The sequence below is a fragment of the Nonomuraea insulae genome (assembly GCF_042656245.1).
Genome location: NZ_JBHSPA010000088.1, coordinates 95,998 through 117,983, shown reverse-complemented (window position 1 = coordinate 117,983; position 21,986 = coordinate 95,998). Strand labels below are relative to the sequence as shown.

19 protein-coding genes are annotated in these 21,986 nt (G+C 69.2%); 15 read left to right on the top strand and 4 right to left on the bottom strand.

Translation table 11 applies throughout. The features are described from left to right. The first annotated feature begins 268 nt into the window (after positions 1-268). From ACFPZ3_RS55270 to ACFPZ3_RS55245, 6 genes are all read left to right on the top strand, one after another. A complete protein-coding gene (locus ACFPZ3_RS55270; RefSeq protein ID WP_379522494.1) occupies positions 269-1,720 on the top strand; it encodes a glutamate-cysteine ligase family protein in 1,452 nt (483 codons plus the stop codon). A gap of 232 nt (positions 1,721-1,952) precedes the next feature. After that, entirely contained in the window at positions 1,953-2,579 is a 627-nt protein-coding gene (locus ACFPZ3_RS55265) for a neutral zinc metallopeptidase (protein WP_379522493.1), read from the top strand. A gap of 73 nt (positions 2,580-2,652) precedes the next feature. After that, entirely contained in the window at positions 2,653-2,934 is a 282-nt protein-coding gene (locus ACFPZ3_RS55260) for a WhiB family transcriptional regulator (protein WP_379522492.1), read from the top strand. Between the two features lie 459 nt (positions 2,935-3,393). Then, entirely contained in the window at positions 3,394-4,176 is a 783-nt protein-coding gene (locus tag ACFPZ3_RS55255; protein ID WP_379522491.1) for a CPBP family intramembrane glutamic endopeptidase, read from the top strand. Between the two features lie 592 nt (positions 4,177-4,768). Beyond that, a complete protein-coding gene (locus ACFPZ3_RS55250; RefSeq protein ID WP_379522490.1) occupies positions 4,769-4,993 on the top strand; it encodes a type II toxin-antitoxin system VapB family antitoxin in 225 nt (74 codons plus the stop codon). Then, on the top strand, positions 4,975-5,403 hold the full coding sequence (locus tag ACFPZ3_RS55245) for a PIN domain-containing protein (RefSeq protein ID WP_379522489.1): 429 nt from the start codon (positions 4,975-4,977) through the stop codon (positions 5,401-5,403). The genes ACFPZ3_RS55250 and ACFPZ3_RS55245 overlap by 19 nt, the downstream gene beginning before the upstream one ends. 142 nt (positions 5,404-5,545) lie before the next feature. Here ACFPZ3_RS55245 and ACFPZ3_RS55240 read toward each other — a convergent pair whose 3' ends face one another. Further along, the gene (locus tag ACFPZ3_RS55240; RefSeq protein ID WP_379522488.1) at positions 5,546-6,265 is read right to left on the bottom strand and encodes a PIG-L deacetylase family protein; all 720 of its coding nucleotides are present in this window, start codon (positions 6,263-6,265) and stop codon (positions 5,546-5,548) included. Between the two features lie 96 nt (positions 6,266-6,361). Here ACFPZ3_RS55240 and pcrA point away from each other — a divergent pair, with 96 nt between their 5' ends. After that, positions 6,362-8,614, top strand: a complete 2,253-nt coding sequence (gene pcrA, locus ACFPZ3_RS55235) for a DNA helicase PcrA (RefSeq protein WP_465263595.1) — start codon at positions 6,362-6,364, stop codon at positions 8,612-8,614. A gap of 108 nt (positions 8,615-8,722) precedes the next feature. On the opposite strand, the gene ACFPZ3_RS55230 is transcribed toward pcrA, so the two are convergent. The 3 genes from ACFPZ3_RS55230 to ACFPZ3_RS55220 form a co-directional block, all read right to left on the bottom strand. Next, complete coding sequence (locus ACFPZ3_RS55230) at positions 8,723-9,634, bottom strand: L,D-transpeptidase (protein ID WP_379522487.1); 912 nt, start codon at positions 9,632-9,634, stop codon at positions 8,723-8,725. A gap of 240 nt (positions 9,635-9,874) precedes the next feature. Continuing rightward, on the bottom strand, positions 9,875-10,507 hold the full coding sequence (locus ACFPZ3_RS55225; protein ID WP_379522486.1) for a response regulator: 633 nt from the start codon (positions 10,505-10,507) through the stop codon (positions 9,875-9,877). After that, complete coding sequence (locus tag ACFPZ3_RS55220) at positions 10,504-11,712, bottom strand: ATP-binding protein (RefSeq protein ID WP_379522485.1); 1,209 nt, start codon at positions 11,710-11,712, stop codon at positions 10,504-10,506. Before ACFPZ3_RS55220 ends, ACFPZ3_RS55225 begins: the two co-directional genes overlap by 4 nt. A gap of 114 nt (positions 11,713-11,826) precedes the next feature. Here ACFPZ3_RS55220 and ACFPZ3_RS55215 point away from each other — a divergent pair, with 114 nt between their 5' ends. From ACFPZ3_RS55215 to ACFPZ3_RS55180, 8 genes are all read left to right on the top strand, one after another. Further along, positions 11,827-13,488, top strand: a complete 1,662-nt coding sequence (locus tag ACFPZ3_RS55215; protein ID WP_379522484.1) for a PspC domain-containing protein — start codon at positions 11,827-11,829, stop codon at positions 13,486-13,488. After that, entirely contained in the window at positions 13,478-13,681 is a 204-nt protein-coding gene (locus ACFPZ3_RS55210; RefSeq protein WP_379522483.1) for a hypothetical protein, read from the top strand. Before ACFPZ3_RS55215 ends, ACFPZ3_RS55210 begins: the two co-directional genes overlap by 11 nt. An 84-nt stretch (positions 13,682-13,765) precedes the next feature. Next, on the top strand, positions 13,766-14,248 hold the full coding sequence (locus ACFPZ3_RS55205; RefSeq protein WP_379522482.1) for a (2Fe-2S)-binding protein: 483 nt from the start codon (positions 13,766-13,768) through the stop codon (positions 14,246-14,248). Next, positions 14,245-16,587, top strand: coding sequence for a xanthine dehydrogenase family protein molybdopterin-binding subunit (locus ACFPZ3_RS55200; protein ID WP_379522481.1), 2,343 nt, complete (start codon positions 14,245-14,247; stop codon positions 16,585-16,587). The genes ACFPZ3_RS55205 and ACFPZ3_RS55200 overlap by 4 nt, the downstream gene beginning before the upstream one ends. Then, entirely contained in the window at positions 16,584-17,438 is an 855-nt protein-coding gene (locus tag ACFPZ3_RS55195) for an FAD binding domain-containing protein (RefSeq protein WP_379522480.1), read from the top strand. Before ACFPZ3_RS55200 ends, ACFPZ3_RS55195 begins: the two co-directional genes overlap by 4 nt. Before the next feature lie 77 nt (positions 17,439-17,515). After that, the gene (locus tag ACFPZ3_RS55190) at positions 17,516-18,214 is read left to right on the top strand and encodes an SRPBCC family protein (protein WP_379522479.1); all 699 of its coding nucleotides are present in this window, start codon (positions 17,516-17,518) and stop codon (positions 18,212-18,214) included. Positions 18,215-18,305: 91 nt separating this feature from the next. Further along, complete coding sequence (locus ACFPZ3_RS55185; protein ID WP_379522478.1) at positions 18,306-20,924, top strand: bifunctional glycosyltransferase/CDP-glycerol:glycerophosphate glycerophosphotransferase; 2,619 nt, start codon at positions 18,306-18,308, stop codon at positions 20,922-20,924. Continuing rightward, positions 20,921-21,976 (top strand): glycosyltransferase, encoded by a 1,056-nt coding sequence (locus ACFPZ3_RS55180; RefSeq protein ID WP_379522477.1) that lies wholly within the window; start codon positions 20,921-20,923, stop codon positions 21,974-21,976. Before ACFPZ3_RS55185 ends, ACFPZ3_RS55180 begins: the two co-directional genes overlap by 4 nt. Positions 21,977-21,986 lie beyond the last annotated feature (10 nt).

Here is a 21,986-nt window from a genome sequence, read left to right as displayed (position 1 = left end):
CGGTCCGGCACGCACCCGAGGCAGCGCGACACGCACCCGAGAGACGGCCCGACACGCACCCGAGAGACGGCCCGGCGCGTACCCGAGAGACGGCCCGGCGCGTACCCAAGAGGCGGCCCGGCGCGTACCCAAGAGGCGGTGCGGACAAGAAGACACGGTCCCGTTGGCGATGTGATCCTCTGCTTCGGGCAGAAAGTCTGGTTGTGGGTCGTTGGTGGTCTGGCCTAGTCGGCTTTGGCGTGCGACATTTCCTGATATGGGCAGGGACGTGCCAGTCGTCGTGTTCAGCAGGGACGATCGCCGGAAATATCGGGAAAAGGTGCGTCGATGTCTCGACGTCTTCGCCCAGATGTTGCGTGAATCCCGTTTCGAGTTCGAACGCCCGCTCGCCGGACTGGAGATCGAGCTCAACATCGTGGACGCGCGCGGCGAGGCGGCCATGCGCAACGCCCAGGTGCTGGCCGCGATCGCGCAGCCGGACTGGGCGACGGAGCTGGGCCAGTTCAACGTCGAGATCAACATCGAGCCCCAGGACCTGGCCGGTGACGGAGCCATCCACCTGGAGGACGACGTCAGGGCCCGGCTCAACCACGCCGAGGAGCGCGCCCGCTCCGAGGGCGGCCACCTGGTCCTGATCGGCATCCTGCCCACGCTGCGCGAGCAGGACCTCGGCGAGGGCACGCTCTCCGCGAATCCACGCTACCGGCTGCTCAACGAGCAGATCTTCGCGGCCCGCGGCGAGGACCTGCACCTGGCCATCGACGGTGTCGAACGCCTCGACACGCATGCCGACAGCGTCGCCCCCGAGGGCGCCTGCACCAGCGTGCAACTGCACCTCCAGGTCAGCCCGGAGACGTTCGCCGCCAACTGGAACGCGGCCCAGGCCATCGCGGGTCCGCAGGTCGCGGTGGCGGCCAATTCGCCGTACCTCTTCGGCAGGGAACTGCACAGGGAGACCAGGATCGCGCTGTTCGAGCAGGCCACGGACACGCGTCCGGCGGAGTTGAAGGCTCAGGGCGTACGACCACGGGTGTGGTTCGGGGAGCGGTGGATCACGAGCGTGTTCGACCTTTTCGAGGAGAACGTCAGCTATTACCCGGCTCTGCTGCCCCTCTGCGAGGACGAGGACCCGCGCGCCGAACTCGATCAGGGCCGCATACCCCAGCTGCACGAACTGACCCTGCACAACGGCACGATCTACCGGTGGAACCGGCCGGTGTACGCGGTGGTGAACGGGGTACCGCATCTACGCGTGGAGAACCGGGTGCTGCCCGCTGGGCCCACCGTGGCCGACGTCGCGGCCAACGCCGCCTTCTACTACGGGTTGATGCGGGTGCTGCCGTACGACGAGCGTCCGATCTGGAGCCGGATGTCGTTCCGGGCGGCCCAGGACAACCTCGCCGCCGCGGCCCGGCACGGAATGGACGCGCGCCTCTACTGGCCCGGGATGGGCGAGGTCCCCGCGGCCGAGCTGATCCTGCGGCTGCTGCTGCCCATGGCGCGAGAGGGGCTGGCCAAGTGGGGCGTGAGCGCTCCAGCCGCCGACCGGCTGCTGTCCATCGTCGAGGGCCGCTGCCTGACCGGGCGTACGGGGGCGAACTGGCAGGTGGAGCGGGTACGAGCACAGGGGGGCGATCGGCATGAGGCGTTGCGGGCCATGACTTTGGAGTACATCGAGCGCATGCACACCAACGAACCCGCACACACTTGGGACGTGTAACCGTGACCCGCACACACCTGGGACGCGCAACCGCGACCCGCACACACCTGGAACGCGTGACCATGACCCGCACACACCTGGGACGCGTGATCCGGTGAGCCGTCCCCCGCTCTCCCGCTCCCTCATTCCGTACCCCACCTCTGCCCGCCCCACCTCCGCCACCTCAACCTCTGCCCGCCCCATCTCCGCTACATCGACCTCTGATTGCTCCAGTTCCCCCACCTCCGCCATCTTGATCGCCGCTCTCCTCATCCTGCTGGCCACCGCCTGTGGCATCGCCAGGCCACCATCCATGGACAGTCAGGGCGCCGATTCGTTCGAGGACGACATCCGGGCGGCGCGCACGCTCACGGAGGAGTTCTGGAAACAGCAGTTCCAACGGCTGGGCCAGACTTATCGCCCCGTCACCGACTTCATCCCGTACTCGGGAAACTCCGGCCCGGCCTGCGGAGGCGAGCCCTCCGTACCGAACAACGCCTTCTACTGCCCGCTCGGCCACTTCATCGCCTACGACCAGGGCTGGATGGAGTCGCTGTGGAACGAGATGGGGGACGGCTCCGTCTACGTGATCATCCCGCATGAGTTCGGGCACGCCATCCAGGCCCAGCTCCAGACCGGCTTCGAGCTGAACGTCCAAGCGGAGCTCCAGGCCGACTGCTACGCGGGCGGCACCTTGTCCGCCCTGGTCAGCTCGGGCGCGCTGACGACGGAGGAAGGTGACGAGAACGAACTGTTCGTGAGCCTGGAGGCGGCGGGCGACCCGACGGACGACTGGCTCAACCCGGCAGCCCATGGGACGGCGGAGCAGCGGCAGGCGTCGTTCGTGAGCGGGTACAGGAGCGGGGTGGGAGCCTGCTGAGGGCGTACGCGACGGCCCCCATAGAACCCAGGGATGTATCTACAGGTCAACCCAGAGAATGATGTGGTCGATCATGACCACGCTCTACCTTTATCCCATGCCTTTGCGGGAGATCAGCTGGCTGCGCCGGGGCGCGTGCAGATCCAGCGACCCTGACCTCTTCTTCCCCCTCGCGCCCACACCCTTGCAGGAGGCCCGAGCCAAGGCGATCTGCGCCACCTGCCAGGTCATGCAGGAGTGCCGCTCCTACGCCTTAAGAGCCGGCGAGTCGGAGGGCATCTGGGGCGGCCTCACCCCACAGGAACGCCGCCGCACCCGCTTCCCCGAAGGCTGGCGCCGCCCAGCCGCCTCCTGACCCCGATCGAAGCACGCCCACCCGAGGCTCACCGACGCTCGACCAACAAGCCACCACAGGCACGGACGCACGACTGACAAGCCGAGACGAGCGCGAGCGCACGACCAACGAGCTGGCACGGGCGCGAGCGCACGACCGACGAGCTGGCACGGGCGCGAGCGCAGACAGTCGGATTGAGGCCAACGGTGGACGTCGGCCAGGACGGCGCGAGCATGGGCACACAACCGACAAGCCGAGGCGGGCACGGACGCACGACCAACGAGCTGCGGCGGGCACGGACGCACGACCGACACCGACAAGCTGGCGCGGGCGCAGGCAGTCGTGCTGCGGCCAACAGTGGACGTCGGCCAGGGCGGGTGGCCGAAGCGCGGGTGGCCGAAGCGCGGGTGGCCGAAGCGCGGGTGGCCGAAGCGCGGGTGGGGGAACGCGGGTGGGAGGGGTCGGACGTAGGCTGCGAGGGTGTTGCTCCGCTCGATCGCCGTCCTCGCCGCCGCCAACATTCTGAACAACAAGGTCGCTCCTCGGTTGGGGCCGCTGACCTCGACCGTTGCGACGGCTGCTCTGGTCGTGATGGCGCGCAGGTCTGGGCTGTCGTGGCAGGAGATCGGTTTCGAGCACGGTCGTCGTGGGGCCGTGGCGGGCGGTGCCTTGGCGGGCGCGGTGGCCGCCGTTTACGCGGTCGGAATCGCCTCACCCCGTACGAGGCCGCTCTTCCGTGACGAGCGTGCCCTGTCGCTCTCGCGCGCCCGCGTCGTCGAAGAGGCGCTGCTTCAGGTGCCCCTGGGCACGGTCCTGCTGGAGGAGGTGGGGTTTCGGGGGGCTCTGTACGCCATGGTGCGCCGTCGCCGGGGTACGGTCGCCGCCACGGCGGTGTCCTCCTCGTTGTTCGGGCTCTGGCACATCCTTCCGGCCATCGACATGGCGCGGGCCAACCCTGCCCTCGGGGGGTTGACGGCGGGGGAGTCGCCTGCTCACCTGGACACCGCTCGGGTGGTGGCGGGCAGTGTCGTGTCCACGGCGGCGGCCGGGGTGCTCTTCTGCGAGCTACGTCGCCACCGTGGCCTCCTGACCCCGGCCATGCTGCACCTGGCCACCAACTCCCTCGGCTACCTCTTCGCCCGGATCGCGGCCAAGCGGTTCACCACCTCGGCGCCCTCCGCCACTTCGGCGCCCTCCACCACCCAGCCCTCGAACGCCCCATCCCCCACACCCTCCGGCGCTCCATCACCGCCCACGCCCTGACCTCCCAGCTCCGCCCCCCGTTCCGGCCTTCTGCCCCGACCTTCCCAACCCCGCCCTCGCTCGGGCCTTCCGCCCCACGCCCTGACCCCCAGCTCCGCCGCACGCCCGCCCAACGGCGGTCCCGGAAGGGGCGGCTCACCCCGACCGACAGCGGTCCCGGAAGAGGTGGCTCACCCGCCCACCCCACCCGACGGCGGTCCCGGAAGGGGCGGCCCACCCCGACCGACGGCGGTGCCGGAAGAGGTGGCTTATTCCGGTCGATGGCGGTCCTCTAAGTGGTGGGTTGCTCCCGTCGGGGCTTCGGATCCCCCGTGTCTGGGATGGGTTGTTCGCACCGGCCCGGACCGAAATGAGGCCACGGAAAGTGAGCGGGGAGAGGGTCAGGGGTGGATCATCCGCTTGCGCAGGATGAAGGTTTTCGCCCGCCGGCAGGGTTTTCTCCCCCGCCCACCCGCTTCCCCCGCACCCCGCGCCTGTCCAGGCCTTAACGTCTGCGAGACGCCACATCTCGAAGGCCGCGTCTACTTGAGATGTGCGCGCCTATCCAAGATCACGAAATCACTTAAAGCCGGAGGTACGGAGGTGGCGTTGCATGCGTACAGTAATCGACATCGACAAGGAGCTCTTGGAAGCGGCCCAGCAGAAGCTAGGTACGCCGACCATGAGAGAAACGGTCCACGCCGCGCTGCGAGCAGTCGTCGACAGGGACGCGGAAAGGCTGGGTGCGATCAGGGCGTTCGAGTTCTGGCGCACGGAGGGGAGCAGGGACCTACTGGATCCCGAGGTCACGAAGCACACGTGGCGACGACAGGACTGATGTATCTCCTCGACAAGAGCGCGCTGGCCCGCATCCGGGTCAGTGACGTGGTCGCCAAGGCCATCCAGCCGCTCTACGCGGCGCGGGCGGTGGCGACCTGCAGTGTCATCGATCTGGAGGTGCTCTACAGCGCCCGGGACCTCCCCCACTACCAGCGCATCCTGCACGCGCAGCGTCAGTGCGTGCTGCTCCCCGTGGACCAGGAGGTGCAGACGCGGGCGTTGGTCGTACAGCGGCAGCTCGTCGAGATCTCCCAGCACCGTGGAATCGGCCCGAACGAGCTGCTGATCGCCGCCTGTGCCGAGGTGCACGGGGCGACGATCCTGCACTACGGGCACGCCTTCGACATCATTTCGGAGGTGACCGGGCAACCGTCATTGTGGGTGGTGCCGCCTGGTTCGGTCCCTTAAGCCGGTGGCGTCCACCTGGGAGCCGGTGCCGCCTGGTTCGGTCCCCTAAGCCGGTGGTGACCACCTGGGAGCCGGTGCCACCTAGTCGGCCCCCTAAGCCGGTGGTGACCACACGGGAGCCGGTGCCACCTGGTTCGGTCCCCTAAGCCGTGGTGACCACCTGGAAGCCTTCCGCGTAGCGGTCCTCGCCGAAGCCGGCCTGCTTGGCCCAGGAGGCGAAGCGGCTCTTGACGAAGTCGGCGAATCCCTCCACGTGTGCAACCTGGCTCACATGCGACTGCAAGGCCGCGAGCTTGCGGTCCATGGCCTCGGTGATGTCCACCCAGTGGTTGGGAGTGGAGCCGCCGTTCAGCCACACCTCACGGACGGTCCACGCCTCCAGCCCCTCCTCCTTGATCAGCTCCGGGAACGCGTACGGATTGCGCGCGTCCGGATAGACCGCGTCCAGGGCGGCGCCGCCCACGGCGCGGTGGTCGGGATGGCTGGGGGCGATGAACTGGTAGTTGCGGTCCGGATGGTGGGTGATGACCAGGTCCGGCCTGACCTGCCGGATCACTCTGGCGATGGCGCGCCTGAGCTCCAGCGAGGGCACCACCTGGCCGTCGGAGTAGCCGAGGAAGCGCACGTCCGTAACCCCGACGGCCTTGGCGGCGGCGAGTTGCTCGGTTCTGCGCAGCTCCGCCATGCCGGAATTGTCCAAGGTACGCTCGTTGCCCCCCGCGTCACCATCGGTGGCCAGCAGGTAGGTGACCTCCACGCCCCTGTCCACGAACAGTGCCACGCTTCCCGCCGAGCCGAAGTCGGCGTCGTCTGGGTGGGCGGTCACGACGAGCACCCTGTTGATCTCGTTCTCCGGCAGCATGACTCCCCTTTTCTGGACCTTCCATGGAGGACAACCGGGACCCCGGCGATGGCATTCCGGGCGCCGATTGTCGGTGGCGCGCCTTAACCTGGGTACGTGCCGACCCAAGCCTCTGTTGACCAGCCCTTGCTCGACGGCCTCAACCCGCAACAGCGCGAGGCCGTGATCCATCACGGCAGTCCGCTGCTCATCGTGGCCGGGGCGGGGTCCGGAAAGACGCGGGTGCTCACGCACCGCATCGCCTATCTGCTGGCCGAGCGTGACGTGCATCCGGGCGAGATCCTGGCGATCACGTTCACCAACAAGGCCGCCAAGGAGATGAAGGAGCGGATCGACAAGCTGGTCGGTCCGCGCGCCAGGGCGATGTGGGTGATGACGTTCCACAGCGCCTGCATGCGGATCCTGCGGCGCGAGGCCAAGCGGCTGGGCTTCCCCTCCAGTTTCTCGATCTACGACCAGGCCGACTCGCAGCGGCTGATGGCCATGGTCTGCAGGGAGATGGAGCTCGACCCGAAGCGTTACCCGCCGCGTTCGTTCTCGGCGCAGGTCAGCAACTTCAAGAATGAGCTGGTCGACTACGAGACGGCGCTGGATCGGGCGGGCTCGCACCTGGAGAAGACGCTCGCGCAGGCGTACAAGGCCTATCAGCTCAAGCTGACCGAGGCCGGGGCGATGGACTTCGACGACATCATCATGAACACGGTGACGTTGTTCCAGCTCTTCCCCGACGTGGCCGAGCACTACCGGATGCGGTTCAGGCACGTGCTGGTCGACGAATACCAGGACACCAACCACGCCCAATACATCCTGATCAGGGAGCTGGTGGGGCATCCCGAGCTGCGCACGACCGACGGGGATCTCGTGCGCTCGGGCGCCGACATGTCGGAGTTGTGCGTGGTGGGCGACGCCGACCAGTCCATCTACGCCTTCCGGGGCGCGACGATCCGCAACATCCTGGAGTTCGAGCGCGACTACCCCGACGCCCGGACGATCCTGCTGGAGCAGAACTACCGCTCGACACAGAACATTTTGGCCGCCGCCAACGCCGTGATCTCGCGCAACGAGTCGCGCAAGCCCAAGAACCTCTGGTCCGACCAGGGCGACGGGGCCCAGATCGTGGGTTATGTGGCCGACAACGAGCACGACGAGGCCATGTTCGTGGCCCAGGAGGTCGACCGGCTCAGCGACGAGGAGGACGTGAGGCCGGGCGACGTCGCGGTCTTCTACCGGACCAACGCGGCCTCCCGGGTGTTCGAGGAGATCTTCATTCGCACCGGGCTGCCGTACAAGGTGGTCGGGGGTGTGCGCTTCTACGAGCGCAAGGAGGTCAAGGACCTGCTGGCCTACCTGCGGGTGCTGGCCAACCCGGCCGACGTGGTGTCCCTGCGGCGCATTCTCAACGTGCCCAAGCGCGGCATCGGCGACCGGGCCGAGGCCATGATCGAGGCGCTGTCCACGCGCGAGCGCATCTCGTTCTGGGACGCGCTGCACCGGGCCGACGAGGCGTACGGCATGGCCACGCGCTCACTCAACGCCGTACGCGAGTTCGTCGCGCTGATCGACGAGCTGATCGCCAAGGGTGAGGGCATGCCGCCGTCGGCGCTGGCCGAGGAGATCCTGGTCTCCACCGGCTACCGCGCCGAGCTGGAAGCCTCGGAGGACCCGCAGGACGAGTCCCGCCTGGAAAACCTCAACGAGCTGATCTCCGTGGCCTCCGAGTTCGAGGACGCCAACCCGGAGGGCACGCTGGTGGAGTTCCTGGAGCAGGTGTCGCTGGTGGCCGACGCCGACCAGATCCCCGACGCCGACGGCGGGCAGGGGGTGGTCACGTTGATGACCCTGCACACCGCCAAGGGGCTGGAGTTCCCGGTCGTGTTCCTGACCGCCATGGAGGACGGCGTGTTCCCGCACGTGCGGTCACTGGGCGAGCCCAAGGAGCTGGAGGAGGAGCGGCGGCTGGCCTACGTGGGCATCACCCGGGCGCAGCAGCGGCTCTACATCACCCGGGCGGCCGTGCGCAGCTCCTGGGGTGCGCCGGCGTTCAATCCGGCCTCGCGCTTCGTCAACGAGGTGCCGGGTAAGCTGATGGACTGGCGTACCGACCCGGAGAAGTCCGCCTGGAGCGCCGCCACCCGCCGCGAGCCGGCGCGCCCGGCTGCCCCGGCCAAGAGCGGCGGGCGGAAGGTGCCTTCGCTGACGCCCGGCGATCGGGTGTCGCATGACGCGTTCGGGCTGGGCACGGTGGTGTCCGTGGACGGGGTGGCGGAGAAGACCAAGGTCAAGATCGACTTCGGGAGCAGCGGGGAGAAGACGCTGCTGCTGGCGTACGCGCCGCTGGAGAAGCTGTAACACCCCCGAAGCACGTGGACGGGTAGCAAGTGGACGGGGCCGCCCCCTGCTGGGAGCGGCCCCGGCTCTGGGAGGGGCCGGTAACGGCCCCTGTTCGGGAAGGGAAGGTCAGCTCTTCAGGGCGCTGCCCTTCTTCCACTGGGTCCAGTTGAGCTGCCAGTAGCTCCAGCCGTTGTTCCACTGGAGCTTGCGCTTGGTCCCGGTGATCTTGACGACGTCACCGCGCTGGGCGATGGTGTAGAACCACTTGGCCCCGGCCGGAGTGGCGCGGACACAGCCGTGGCTCTGGTTGGAGCGGCCGAGGTACTGGTAGTAGCCGGCGCTCTGGTGCACGTACTCGCCGCTGTCGGAGATGCGCACCGCCCACGGGATCTCCTCCTTGTAGTAGCGAGGGTCCTTGGGGTCCGTCACGCCCATCCAGGAGGAGGTCATGGTCTCGACGGCCTTCTTGCCCATGGTGAGGTGCGTGCCGCTGGTGGTGAGGTAGACGTCCACGCCGTTCTGGGGCAGCCCGCCCCGGCCGGCGCTGATCGGGATCTTCTTGGCCAGCTTGCCGTTGCGGTAGACCTTCATCACGTGCTTGCGCGTGTCGACCACGGAGATGTTCTGCGCGCCGACGGCGAACCGGCGGGAGGTGTCCTTGGCCTCGCTGTTGCCGGGCAGTTCGGACAGCCGCGCGGTGAAGAGCACCTTCTGGTTCGGCTTCCAGTACGTCTTCGTCCGGTAGATGACCTTGCGCGGGGACACCCAGCGCCACGCCCCATCGACCGGTTTGTCGGCCTCGACGTCCAGCAGCGCTTCGACGGCCGCCTTGTCTTTGACGTCGCGGTCGAAGGTGACGATGATCGGGAACCCGACGCCGACCTTCTCGCTCTTCTCGCTCATGGGCGTGATGTCGGCGATGTCGAGCTTGACCTTCTTCGCCGGAGCGGTGGCGGCGGTCGCGGTCGCGGAGAACGCGCAGCTCGTCGCGACGACGAGGGCGACCAATGCCGGAAGCATCCGGGTGACGCGCTTCAAAGGGGTTACTCCTGGGCTTAGTGCTTTGACTACCTCCTTGTGAGACAAATGAGACGGGCATTTGGTCTACAAATGCCGATAACTATCCCGTAACGGTCAAAATCGACCAGGAAACCGGGCAAGGTGGGCTCGCGTAGCGGCGGGCCACCGGTGAAGGGTCAGAGGGCGTTTCCTGGAAGGCCGTCAGCCGGAGTGCGGCGGGTGGGTGGCCACGGCAGCGCGTGAAGGATGGAAAGATCTTCAAACGAGCCGGCGAGCGGTCGCCCAGCGGGAGAGCTCGTGGCGGTTGGAGAGCTGGAGCTTGCGCAGCACAGAAGAGACATGCGTCTCGACGGTCTTGACCGAGATGAACAGCTCTTTGGCGATCTCCTTGTACGCGTACCCCCGCGCGATCAACCGCAGCACCTCCCGCTCCCGCTGCGTCAGCGAGTCGAGCTCCGGATCGATCGACGGCGCCTCGGAGTTGGCGAACGCGTCCAGCACGAACCCCGCCAGCCGTGGCGAGAACACCGCGTCCCCGTCGGCCACCCGGCGGATGGCGTCGGTCAGTTCCTTGCCGCTGATGTTCTTGGTCACGTAGCCGCGGGCCCCGCCCCTGATCACGCCGATGACGTCCTCGGCCGCGTCGGACACCGACAGCGCCAGGAAGCGGACCTGGGAGCCGGCGCCCAGGACCCGGCGCAGCACCTCCTGCCCGCCGCCTCCGGGCATGTGCACGTCCAGCAGCACCACGTCGGGCTGGTGCTCGGCGATCGCCTTGACCGCCGTGTCGACGTCCTCGGCCTCGCCGACCACCTCGATGGAGTCGCCCAGTTCGGCGCGCACACCCGATCGGAACAAGCGATGATCATCGACGATCAGTACGCGCGTCATGCCTTCTCCACCTTCATCGTCAGCATCACTTCGGTGCCCTCACCCGGCTCGGTACGTATGCGGGCCGTGCCTCCGTGACGTTCCATTCTGCCGATGATGGACTCCCTGATGCCCATCCGGTCGAGCGGTATCGCCTCAAGGTCGAACCCCTTGCCCCGATCCTTCACGAAAATCGTGACCTCTTCACCCTCTACTTCCGCGTAGACGGAAATAGAAGGACTCTCAGAGTATTTGGCCGAGTTGACCATCGCCTGCCGGGACGCCTTCAACATGGCCGCGAGCTTGCCGGCCGAGTCGAAGGGGATGTCGCCGACGCAGACGACTTCGATGGGCACGCCGTGCGCGTCCTCCTCCTCCGCCGCGATCCTGCGCACGCCCGCCGCCACGGTCGCGTCGGCGTCCTGGGCGGGCTGGTAGAGCCAGTTGCGCAGCTCGCGCTCCTGCGAACGGGCCAGGCGGGAGACCTCGCGCTGGTCGTGGGCGACGCGCTGGATCAGCGTGAGCGTGTGCAGCACCGAGTCGTGCACCATGGCAGCCACCTCGGCCCGCTCCTCCTGCCTGATGCGCTCGCGCCGCTCCAGTTGCAGCTCTTTCCACAGGCCGGCCAGCCAGGGCGTGGCGATGACCGCCAGGCCGCCGACCACCACGACGGTGAACAGCAGGCTGTCCCTGACCTGGGGCAGCTCGCCCTCCGCGGCCAGGAAGCCGGCCCCGCCGATCACGACCAGGGCGATGCCGACCAGCGTGCGTACCCGGTTCTTCCTGATGCTGAGCGCCGCGCCGCTCACCCAGCCCTTGCGGCGTTCCGGATCGGCCTGTTGCCAGAGGATCAGCGCGCCGATTCCGCCCACAGCGAACGGCAGCATGCCGATGCCTCCTTGCGAGGCACCCGTCAGCCAGCCGAACGCCAGCAAAGCCACCCCGATCGCGCTGAACGCGGCGAGCTGGCTCCAGTCCCGCTGCGGCTGGGCCCCCTGGTACGGCTGCCGCGGGGTGACCATCCACAACACCGCGTACGCCACCGCGCCGACCCCCTGCACAACGGTGAGCAGCACGAACATGAGCCTGACCACCACCGGGTCAAGCTTGAGCTGCGCCGCGAGCCCCTGGGCGACGCCGCCGAGCAGGCGGCCCTCCATGGGGCGCAACATCCGGCGGTAGGGCGTGTCGCCGCTCTGCTCGGCGAGAGTCTTCTGGTCAGCCATAACATGGCCATAGTCACATGTCGGGGGCCAAACCGGCATCAGGGAACAACCCCCGGGTCGGGTCAGGGGTGTCCCGGATGCGGGCACACCGCCCTTAGGTCCACGATGGTAGGCATGACAGAAGCTCCGCCCAGGCACCCCGCCGCCCACCGAGAGCTGCGACGCAGCGGCGAGGGGCGCTTCCTCATGGGCGTGTGCGCGGGCCTCGGGCGGCACACCGGCATCGACCCGGTGGTGTTCCGCGCGGGCTTCGCGGTGCTCCTGCTCGGCTCCGGCATCGGGCTGTTTCTCTACCTCGCGGCGTTCCTGCTGATGAAGGAGCCGAACGGCAAGCCGGGGATCATCGAGCAGTGGACGCGGCGCGACTTCGACGCCGAGGCCGTGATGGCGCTGCTGACGGCGGTGCTGGCGTTCGGTTTCGCGCTCAACCTGGCGACCGTGTGGCTCGACACGGGCACGCTGGTGGTGGCGGTGTTCCTGGCTGTGGCGCTGCTGGCCGCGCACTCCAGCGGGGTGGATCTCCTGGGGCTGGCGCGGTCGATGCCGGAGCGGCTGAGCAGGCGCAGGGGCGCGGCGCCCGCGGCGGCCTCCTATCGCAGCACGGAACAGGCCCCTCCGGTCCGAGCCCCCGAGCCCGCCCCGCCGACCACCGCGGTGCCACGCCCCCAAGAGCCCGCCGTGGCTCCGGCGCGCGAAGAGTCACGCGAAGAGTCGCGCGAAGCGTCACCGGTGAGCGGCAAGACCCCGTACGAGACGCCGGTGAGCGAAACGACCTCGTACGCGACGCCGGCGGACGAAAAACCCTCGTACCAGACGCCAGTGGGCGAAAAAGCCGAGACGCCGGAAGAGCCCCAGGTCAGGGATCTGCGCGAGGCCGCGGAGAGCGTACGTGACGCGGCCATCCGCTCCCGTCAGGCCCAGCAGCAGGATGAGGAGCAGCGGCAGATGTCGGCGGAGGCGGTGACCGCGCAGCACGCGGTGCCGCCGTACCAGAAGCCCTCCTACCGCCCCAGCCCCCCGACCGCGGTCGACTACGCCAGCTACGGCGAGCCCTACGCCCCGAACGGCCCCTACCAGCCCCTCGACCCGGCCAAACGGCCCGGCGGCTACTCGCCGTACGACCCCGTCCTGTACGGCGCCCCGGTGCCCAAGCGGGAACGCCGGCCGAGATCGTTCATCGGCGCCATCACCATCTTGCTGGCAATCATCATTGGAGGGATCGTCGTGGCCGTCCAAGCCAGGTCGGCCGCCGGAGTGAGCCCGACCATCGTCGGCGGCGCCATGCTCATCACCCTCGGCGCCGGCCTGCTGGTCGCCGCCTGGTGGGGTCGCGGCGCGGGCCTGGTGGCCGCGGGCACCGCGGTGGCGCTGATCGTGGGCGTGGGGCTGATGCTCGGCGGTATGCCCAGGAACATCGGCCCGTCGGAATGGGCCCCGACCAGTGTGGCGGAGGCCGCCCGGCTCTACGACGTGGGGGTGGGCGACGGCCGGCTGGACCTGTCGGAGTTGAAGCTGCCGCCGGGCACGGAGGTGACGTTCAACGCCGCGGTCTCGGCGGGCGAACTCGTCGTGATCGTGCCATCGACGGCCAGGGTGGAGGTGCACGCCACCAACAAGATCGGCGACATCGTGCTCGACCAGACGCTCAAGGGCGGCCTGGACGTGCGCCTGGACAAGGTGCTGCAGCCCGAGGTCAAGCCGGAGGGCAAGCTCTCCACCATCGTGCTGAACCTGAAGGGTGGCGTCGGCGACATGGAGGTGCGGCGTGCCGCGTGACGTCGAGCGCCGTAGGCGCCTGCACAGGACCGACTGGATGGCCCTGCTGAGCGGCGCGCTCTTCGTCGTTCTGGGCATTTTGGTAGTGACACGCGCGATCACGGACCCGCTGGTCCTGGTCGGGGTCATGGTGCTGGGATTGGCCTTCGCAGGGCTGGTGGCGATCGTCGCGCGGGTGGTCCGGGGCAAGTGAGTCCGTAAATCAACCCTTGACCGGGAAAAACACCGGCGTAGGTTCGGAGTGTCCGCCTTTCCCCCTGCTCCTGAGGGAGGACGTATGCCCCGAATCACCGTCACTGTCGACGGGATCAAGTATGAGGAGGACGTCGAGCCGCGACTCCTGCTCGTTCACCTGCTACGAGAACGACTGGGCAAGACCGGCACGCCGATCGGCTGCGACACCAGCAACTGCGGCGCGTGCACGGTCATGCTCGACGGCAAGACCGCCAAGAGCTGCTCGGTGCTCGCGGTCCAGGCCGATGGTTGCGACGTGGTCACCATCGAGGGCCTGGGCGCCAACGGCTCGATGCACCCGATGCAGCGGGCCTTCCACGAAGAGCACGCCCTGCAGTGCGGCTACTGCACGCCCGGCATGGTCATGGCCGCGATAGACCTGCTCAGGGAGGACCCCGAGCCGTCGGAGGAGACGATCCGCGAGGGCCTGGAGGGCAACCTCTGCCGCTGCACCGGATACTGCAACATCGTGAGCGCCGTACGCAGGGGCGCCCAGGAGATGGGTCAGGCGGTGAGCACGCCATGACCGTCCAGGAAGTAGGGCGACCGCGTAAGCGCAAGGAGGATGCCCGGCTGCTGACGGGGCGCACCCAGTGGACGGACAACCTCACGCGCCCGGGCATGCTGCACGTGACGTTCCTGCGCAGCCCGATGGCGCACGCCAGGATCACCCGGGTCGACGTGTCGGGGGCACGCGGGATGCCGGGGGTGGTGGCGGCCTTCAGCGGCTCGGATCTCGCCGCGGAGCAGGGCAGCCTGCCGTGCGCGTGGCCGGTCACCGAGGACATCGTCATCCCGGATCACCCGCCGATGGCGCACTCCGAGGTGCGCTACGTCGGCGAGGCCGTGGCCTGTGTGATCGCGACCGACCGCTACCGCGCGGCCGACGCGCTGGAGGCGATCGAGGTCGACTACGAGCCGTTGCCGGCCGTGGTCGACATGACGCGGGCGCTCGAAGCGGACAGCCCGAAGGTGCACGAGGCGGGCAACAAGGCGTACGAGATGCAGGTCAACTTCGGTGACATCGAGGCCGCGTTCAGGGACGCGCCCGTCGTCATCGACCGGACCTTCGTCCAGCAGCGGCTCATCCCGAGCGCGATGGAGCCGCGGGCGATCCTGGCCGACACCGACGGCGAGTCGTTCACCCTGTGGACCTCCACGCAGATCCCGCACGTGTTGCGGGTCATGCTGGCCGTGGTCACCGGCATTCCGGAGCACCGGATCCGCGTGATCGCGCCCGACGTGGGCGGCGGGTTCGGCTCGAAGTTGCAGGTCACCGCGGAGGAGGTGCTCTGCCTGCTGCTGGCCCGCAGGCTGGGCAAGCCGGTCAAGTGGACCGAGTCCCGCTCCGAGGGCAACCTGACCGTGCACCACGGCCGGGACCAGCTCCAGCACGTCCGGGTGGCCGCCGACGCCGACGGGCGGCTGCGGGGGCTGCAGGTGCGCCTGCTGGCCGACATGGGCGCGTACCTGATGTTGCTCACGCCGGGCGTCCCGCTGCTGGGCGCGACCATGTGCAACGCGATCTACAAGATGGACGCGTACGAGTTCTCCTGCGCGGGCGTGTTCACCACCAAGATGCCCACGGACGCCTACCGGGGCGCGGGGCGTCCCGAGGCCACGTTCCTCATCGAGCGGATGATGGACGAGCTGGCGGCGGCGGTGCGGATGGACCCGCTGGAGGTGCGCAAGCGCAACTGGATCAGGCACGAGGAGTTCCCGTTCACCACGATCTCGGGCCTGACCTACGACTCGGGCAACTACGAGGCGGCCACGGACCGGGCGATGTCGATGTTCGGCTACGACAAGCTCCGGGCCGAGCAGGCCGACCGGCGTGACAGGGGCGACCCTGTGCAGCTCGGGATCGGCGTCAGCACGTACACGGAGATGTGCGGCCTGGCCCCCTCCCGGCTGCTCGCGGCGGCGAACTTCGGCGCCGGCGGCTGGGAGCACGGCTCGGTGCGCATGCTGGCCACCGGCAAGGTCGAGGTCATCACCGGCAGCTCGCCGCACGGGCAGGGCCATGTGACGTCGTGGAGCCAGATCGTGGCCGACGCGCTCGGCGTGCCGTTCGAGGACGTCGCGGTGCTGCATGGAGACACGGCGATCGCCCCCAAGGGCATGGACACCTACGGCTCGCGCTCCCTGGTCATCGGCGGTGTGGCGGTGCTCAAGGCGGCCGAGAAGGTCAGGGAGAAGGCTCGCAAGCTGGCCGCGTACATGCTGGAGTGCTCGCCCGACGACCTGGAGTTCGAGGACGGGGCGTTCAAGGTGCGGGGCACCGAGTCGAGCAAGACCATCCAGGAGCTGGCGTACGCGGCGTTCACCGCGCACGACCTGCCGGAAGGGGTGGAGGCGAGGCTCGACTCCGATGCCACGTTCGACCCGGAGAACTACTCCTTCCCGCACGGCACCCACCTGTGCGCGGTGGAGGTGGACACCGAGACGGGCAAGGCGCACATCCGCTCGTACGTGGCGGTGGACGACATCGGCAAGGTCGTCAACCCCATGATCGTCAACGGCCAGTTGCACGGCGGCATCGCGCAGGGCATCGCGCAGGCGCTGTTCGAGGAGGGCGTGTACGACTCCGAGGGCAACCTGGTGACCACCACCATGGCCGACTACCTGCTGCCGTCGGCCTCCGACCTGCCGAACTTCACCCTCGACAGGACCGAGTCCCCGGCGACCAGCAACCCGCTGGGCGCCAAGGGCGTCGGCGAGGCGGGCACGATCGCCTCGACCCCGGCCGTGGTGAACGCGATCGTGGACGCCCTGCGCCCGCGCGGCGTCCAGGACGTGCGGATGCCGTGCACGCCGGAACGCGTCTGGCGGGCCATCCAGTCCGCGGAAGGAGGGGGGCGATGATCCCCGCGCAGTTCGACTACGTACGCCCGGACTCGCTCGCGCAGGCGTGCCGGGAGCTCGAATCCGACGAGGACGCCAAGGTCCTGGCCGGCGGACAGTCGTTGCTGCCGCTGCTCCGGCTGCGGCTGGCCTACCCGTCGAAGCTGGTGGACGTCGGCCGGCTGGACGGGCTGAAGGGCGTGTCCGACCGCGGCGACCATGTCTTCATCGGCGCCATGACCACGCACGACGAGGTCATGCGCTCCCCCGTGGTGGACGCGGGCTGCCCCCTGCTGGCGCTGGCCACGGCCCAGGTGGCCGATCCGGCGATCAGGCACCGGGGCACGTTCGGCGGTTCGCTGGCCCACGCGGACCCGGCCGGTGACCTGCCGGCCGTGGTGCTGGCGCTGGAGGGGGTGTTCGTGGCCGCCTCGGCCCAGGGTGAGCGGGAGATCCCGGCCGCCGAGTTCTTCGTCGACTACCTGGAGTCGTCGCTGCGGCAGGGCGAGATCCTGGCCGGGGTGAAGATCCCGAAGCTGGGCGCGGGGTGGGGCTTCCACTACGAGAAGTTCCACACGACCGCGCAGGCGTGGGCGGTGGTCGGCGTGGCCGCGGCCGTCAGGCGCTCCAACGGTTCGATCGCCGAGGCCAGGATCGGGCTGACCTGCATGGGGCCGACGCCCCTGCGCGCCCGCGCCACCGAGGCGGCCCTGCAGGGCGCCGAGCTGGGAGACCAGGTACGCCAGGCTTGCCAGGAGGCGGCGGCCGGCACCTCCCCGCAGGCCGATCTGCATGCTCAGGCGGACTACCGCCGGCATCTGGCCAGGGTCCTGACCCATCGCGCGGTACGGGTGGCGGCCGGATCGCCCTGACTCTGTGACGGGGGCACCTCTTCCGAGGGGCCCCCGTCGCGGCATATGGTCACAGGCATCGGACAAGGAGCGAATCGATGGCGATGCGGTTCGAGCACGAGTTCACTGTTCCCGTAGCGATCGAGCAGGCCTGGGCCGTGCTGCTCGACGTCGAACGGGTCGCGCCGTGTCTACCCGGGGCGACGCTGGACATCTTCGAGGGCGATGAGTTCACCGGCAGGATGAAGGTCAAGGTCGGCCCGATCACGGTCACCTACCGGGGCTCTGCCAGGTTCGAGGACGTGGACAAGGACTCCTACTCGCTCAGCATCCAGGCGACGGGCAAGGAGGCCAGGGGTTCCGGCACGGCCGCCGCCACGGTCAAGGCGCGCATGCAGGAGCGTGACGAGGCCACGCTGGTGACCGTGGAGACGACGTTCAACGTGACGGGACGGCCCGCCCAGTTCGGGCGGGGGGTCATGGCCGAGGTCGGCGGCAAGCTGATCGAGAGGTTCGCCACCAACCTGGCCGCGTTGCTCTCCGAGTCCACGGTCGAGCCCACCCCCGTGCAGGGGCAGGGGCAGGAGGAGGAGCGGCATCTGAGCGCGGTGCCGGTGCCCGAGCAGCAGGACGCGCGCCCGGCGGGCACGCTGCGCACCTCGCGCACGCCCGACGAGGAGGCGCTCGACCTGCTGGAGATCGCCGGGCAACCGCTGCTGAAGCGGCTGGCGCCGATCGCGGGCATACTCGTGGGGCTGCTGATTCTCGCCTGGGTAATCCGTCGTCTTATGCGCTGATTTTCGGCAAATACTCCCTCAAGTCCGGACACTTCCCCCCTCGTGGGGGAAGTGCCATTCCCGCAGGCAGGACTATCTGGGGGGACGTGGGATGCCGGACTGCACCGTGGTCGTCATCACCTACAACGACGCGGACCGCCTGCCCAGGGCCGTGCGTTCCGTGCTCCGGCAGTCGTTGCGCGACCTCGAAGTGATCATCGCCGACGACGCGAGCACGGACGGCACGCCTCGGGTGGCACGACGGCTCGCGCAGGCCGATCCCCGGGTGCGCTATCTGCGCAGGCCGGTCAACAGCGGCGGATGCGGGGCGCCGCGCAACGACGGGATCGACGCGGCGACCTCCCCGTACGTCATGTTCCTCGACAGCGACGACGAGTTGCCCAGGCACGCGTGCAAGAGCCTGCTCGGCGAGATCGAGCGGACCGGGGCCGACTTCGTGGCGGGGCAGATCTCGCGGCTGCACGAGTCGAGCGGGCGGCTGCGGCCGTACTATCCGTCGTTGTTCGCCCGGCGGCGGGTGGTCGAGGACATCCGGGAGGAGCCCGAGCTGTTTCTCGACTCCTTCAGCACCAACAAGCTCTACGACGTCAGCCGGCTACGGGACAACAACCTGCGCTTCCCCGAGGACATCCACTACGAGGACCACGTCTTCGCGGCCGAGCTCTACGCGGTGGCGCGCAGGTTCGCGATCGTGCCCTGGGTGGTCTACCACTGGCACCGGGCGGAAGCGAACGACTCGATCTCGCTGCGCATCGACGACCTGGACAACGTGCGGCAGCGGGTGATCGCGGCGCGGCTGAGCGACGACCTGCTGCGCGAGCGCGGGGCCGCCGATCTGGTGCCGCACAGGCAGCACCGGTTCCTGCGCCAGGACCTGCGGGTCTACCTCAACCCGCTGCCCGAGCGGGACCTGGTGTGGGTCAAGGAGTTCGCCTCGGTGGTGCGGCCGTACCTGGAGGAGATCCCCGACGAGGTGTTCGAGCGCCTCGATCCGCTGGAACGGGTCTGCTGCCGGTTCATCCTGGACGACCGGATCGAGGACCTGCGGATGGCGGCCGGCTCGCTCACCGGGCAGCGGGCCGCGCCGCGGGCGGCCGTGCAGCTCGGCGGGCGGACCTACTGGGGCACGTCGGCCTCCCCCGACCTCGACATCACCAGGCTGCGCCTGGCGGAGCTGCCCTTCTCGGACTCCCGGCTGCGGCACGAGGTGGCGGCCCTGTCCACCGACGGCGGGCGGGTGCGGATGACCGTGCGCACCTACGACCCGTTCGGCGTGCTGCCGCCCGACTGGACGGCGTTCCTGAAACTCGGCAAGAAGCGGATCCCGATCGAGCCGGAGCCGTCGGACGAGGGCGGGTACGTCAGCCGGGTCACCTTCACGCCCTCGGGCAAGTGCGACCCGCGCATCGGGTTCACCAGGACCTCCGACGGACACACCACGACCGACCGGATCATCGCCGATCCGCGCACCGAGCCGATCGAGCTGCCCGGGGGCACGATCAGGACCGAGGGGTACGCCGCCTACCTGTGCGTGCGGTCCGGCTCCGCCGCCAAGTCGCGGTGGCGGCGGATGGTGAAGCGGCTCAGCACGCAGAAGACCAAGTTGCGGGCGTACAAGGTGCTGATCAGAGTGCTGCCGCGCCGGAGAAACCTGGCGCTGTTCGAGTCGGACGTCGGCAAGGGCTACAGCGGCAGCCCGCGGGCCATCTACGAGGAGCTGCGGCGGCGTGGGCTGCCGATCGAGGTGGTCTGGTCGGTGGCCAAGGGGCGCAAGAACTTCCCCTCCGGCGTACGCCTCGTGCGCAGGGGGAGCTGGCGTTACGTCTACACGATGGCCAGGGCCGGGATCTGGGTGGACAGCCACGGGTTCCCGCTGGACTATCCCAAGCCCCGGGGCACCCGCTACCTGCAGACGTGGCACGGGCAGGGGATCAAGTCGATCGGCTTCGACGCGCCCGACCTGCGTGGCGACTTCGACGAACCGAGGGCGCGGTGGCGGGCGGCCGTCGCGCGGTGGGACGCGCTGGTGTCGCCGAGCGCGGAGTTCTCGCGGGTGTTCCTGCCGTCGAACGGGTACTCGGGCAAGGTGTACCGGTGCGGGACGCCCCGGTGCGACGCGCTCGTCCGGGCTGAGCCGTCTCGTGAGGTGTTGCGGCGGCTGGAGGTGCCACCCGGGCGACAGGTCCTGCTTTATGCGCCTACTTATCGGGATAGCGCGAAGAAGAGCGGCAGGTCCATCCGGGTGGATCTGGAGCTCCTGGCCGAGGAGCTGGCCGACGACTGGGTGGTGCTGCTGCGTACGCATCCGGTCGAGCGCTACACCCCGCCCGAGCACCTCAGGCACTTCGTCCGAGCCGCCGGGTCGTACCCGGAGATCAACGACCTGATGCTGGCCTCCGATGCGCTGCTGACCGACTACTCCTCCGTCATGTGCGACTACGCGCTGACCGGCAAGCCGATGATCTTCTTCATCGACGACTGGGACGACTACCGGCTCTCCGAGCGCGGCGTCTACCACGACCTGCCGGCCATCGCCCCCGGGCCGTGCGTCACGACGACCGAGGACCTGGTGACCGTCCTGCGTGACCTGCCCGCCCTGCACGAGTCCCACGCCCAGCGGTACGCGGCCTTCCACGACCTGTGGTGCGCCGACGAACACGGCGACGCCTCAGCCATGATCGTGACGGACTTCTTCGAGGAGGCCCGATGAGCGTCGTCTTCACCTGCCTGGACGCCGACACGCTCGGAGGCATCCAGCAGGTCACCCACACCCTCGCCCAGGGACTGGCCGGGCGCGGGCACGAGGTGCACGTGATCGGCCTGCGCCGCTCCCCCGCGCCGTTCCGGTACGTGCAGCGGCCCCTCTACCACCAGCACGTGATCGGCCGCCCGGCGGAGAACGCCCTGGCCCGCAGGCTCGCCAACGGGCGGCTGAAGCGGCTGTTCGCCGACGTCAGGCCCGGCTACGCGATCATGACGTCGCCGTCCGTGGTGGCCCGCGTGTCGGCGCTGCTGCCGGCCGCGTTCCGGCCGATCGGGCAGTACCACGGCTCCTACGACCACGCCCGCGGCTGCTGGCACCTGGCCTCGATCCGGCGCCACTACCCCGCGCTGGACCAGGCGATCTTCCTCAGCGAGGACGACGCCTGGCAGTTCTCCGAGCACGCGCTGCTGCCCAACGCCCGCGCGCTACCGAACCCGCTGGCGGAGTGGCCCGCGGAGATGTCGGTGCTGGAGACGCCGCGGGTGCTCGGGGTGGGCCGGTTGGAAGGGGTCAAGCGGTTCGACCGGCTGATCAGCGCGTTCGCCCGCTCGGACGCGCCGCCCCCGTGGGAACTGCACCTCATCGGGGACGGCGCCGAACTGGACCGGCTCCGCGCGCACGCCTCGCATGAAGGCGTGGCCGACCGCGTGGTGTTCAGGGGGCTGGTGCCGGCCGCGGCGATGCCCGCCGAATACCTCGCCGCCTCGATCCTGGGCCTGACCAGCGAACACGAGGGCCTGCCCGTCGTGCTGCTGGAGTCGGGGGCGCACGGGGTGCCGTCGGTGGCCTTCGACGTGTCGGGCGGCGTGCGCTCGACGGGTCCTGTGCTGGTGCCGCCCGGCGACGTGGACGCCTTCGCCGCCGAACTGGGGCGGCTGATGGGCGACGAGGAGGAGCGCCGCCGCCTCGGCGCGGACGCCCGCGCCCGCACCGAGGCCTTCCGTCTGGATCACGTCCTGGACCGCTGGGAGCAGATGTTCGCCCACCTGGACCGCTGAGCCCTTCCCC

What these genes read in the sequence shown, in the direction of transcription:
- ACFPZ3_RS55250 (WP_379522490.1), top strand. Translation starts at nt 4,769, where the DNA reads ATGCGTACAGTAATCGACATCGACAAGGAGCTCTTGGAAGCGGCCCAG.
- ACFPZ3_RS55220 (WP_379522485.1), bottom strand. Translation starts at nt 11,712, where the DNA reads ATGGCTGACCAGAAGACTCTCGCCGAGCAGAGCGGCGACACGCCCTAC.
- ACFPZ3_RS55195 (WP_379522480.1), top strand. Translation starts at nt 16,584, where the DNA reads ATGATCCCCGCGCAGTTCGACTACGTACGCCCGGACTCGCTCGCGCAG.
- ACFPZ3_RS55225 (WP_379522486.1), bottom strand. Translation starts at nt 10,507, where the DNA reads ATGACGCGCGTACTGATCGTCGATGATCATCGCTTGTTCCGATCGGGT.
- ACFPZ3_RS55240 (WP_379522488.1), bottom strand. Translation starts at nt 6,265, where the DNA reads ATGCTGCCGGAGAACGAGATCAACAGGGTGCTCGTCGTGACCGCCCAC.
- ACFPZ3_RS55260 (WP_379522492.1), top strand. Translation starts at nt 2,653, where the DNA reads ATGACCACGCTCTACCTTTATCCCATGCCTTTGCGGGAGATCAGCTGG.
- ACFPZ3_RS55185 (WP_379522478.1), top strand. Translation starts at nt 18,306, where the DNA reads ATGCCGGACTGCACCGTGGTCGTCATCACCTACAACGACGCGGACCGC.
- ACFPZ3_RS55190 (WP_379522479.1), top strand. Translation starts at nt 17,516, where the DNA reads ATGGCGATGCGGTTCGAGCACGAGTTCACTGTTCCCGTAGCGATCGAG.
- ACFPZ3_RS55200 (WP_379522481.1), top strand. Translation starts at nt 14,245, where the DNA reads ATGACCGTCCAGGAAGTAGGGCGACCGCGTAAGCGCAAGGAGGATGCC.
- ACFPZ3_RS55215 (WP_379522484.1), top strand. Translation starts at nt 11,827, where the DNA reads ATGACAGAAGCTCCGCCCAGGCACCCCGCCGCCCACCGAGAGCTGCGA.
- ACFPZ3_RS55205 (WP_379522482.1), top strand. Translation starts at nt 13,766, where the DNA reads ATGCCCCGAATCACCGTCACTGTCGACGGGATCAAGTATGAGGAGGAC.
- ACFPZ3_RS55180 (WP_379522477.1), top strand. Translation starts at nt 20,921, where the DNA reads ATGAGCGTCGTCTTCACCTGCCTGGACGCCGACACGCTCGGAGGCATC.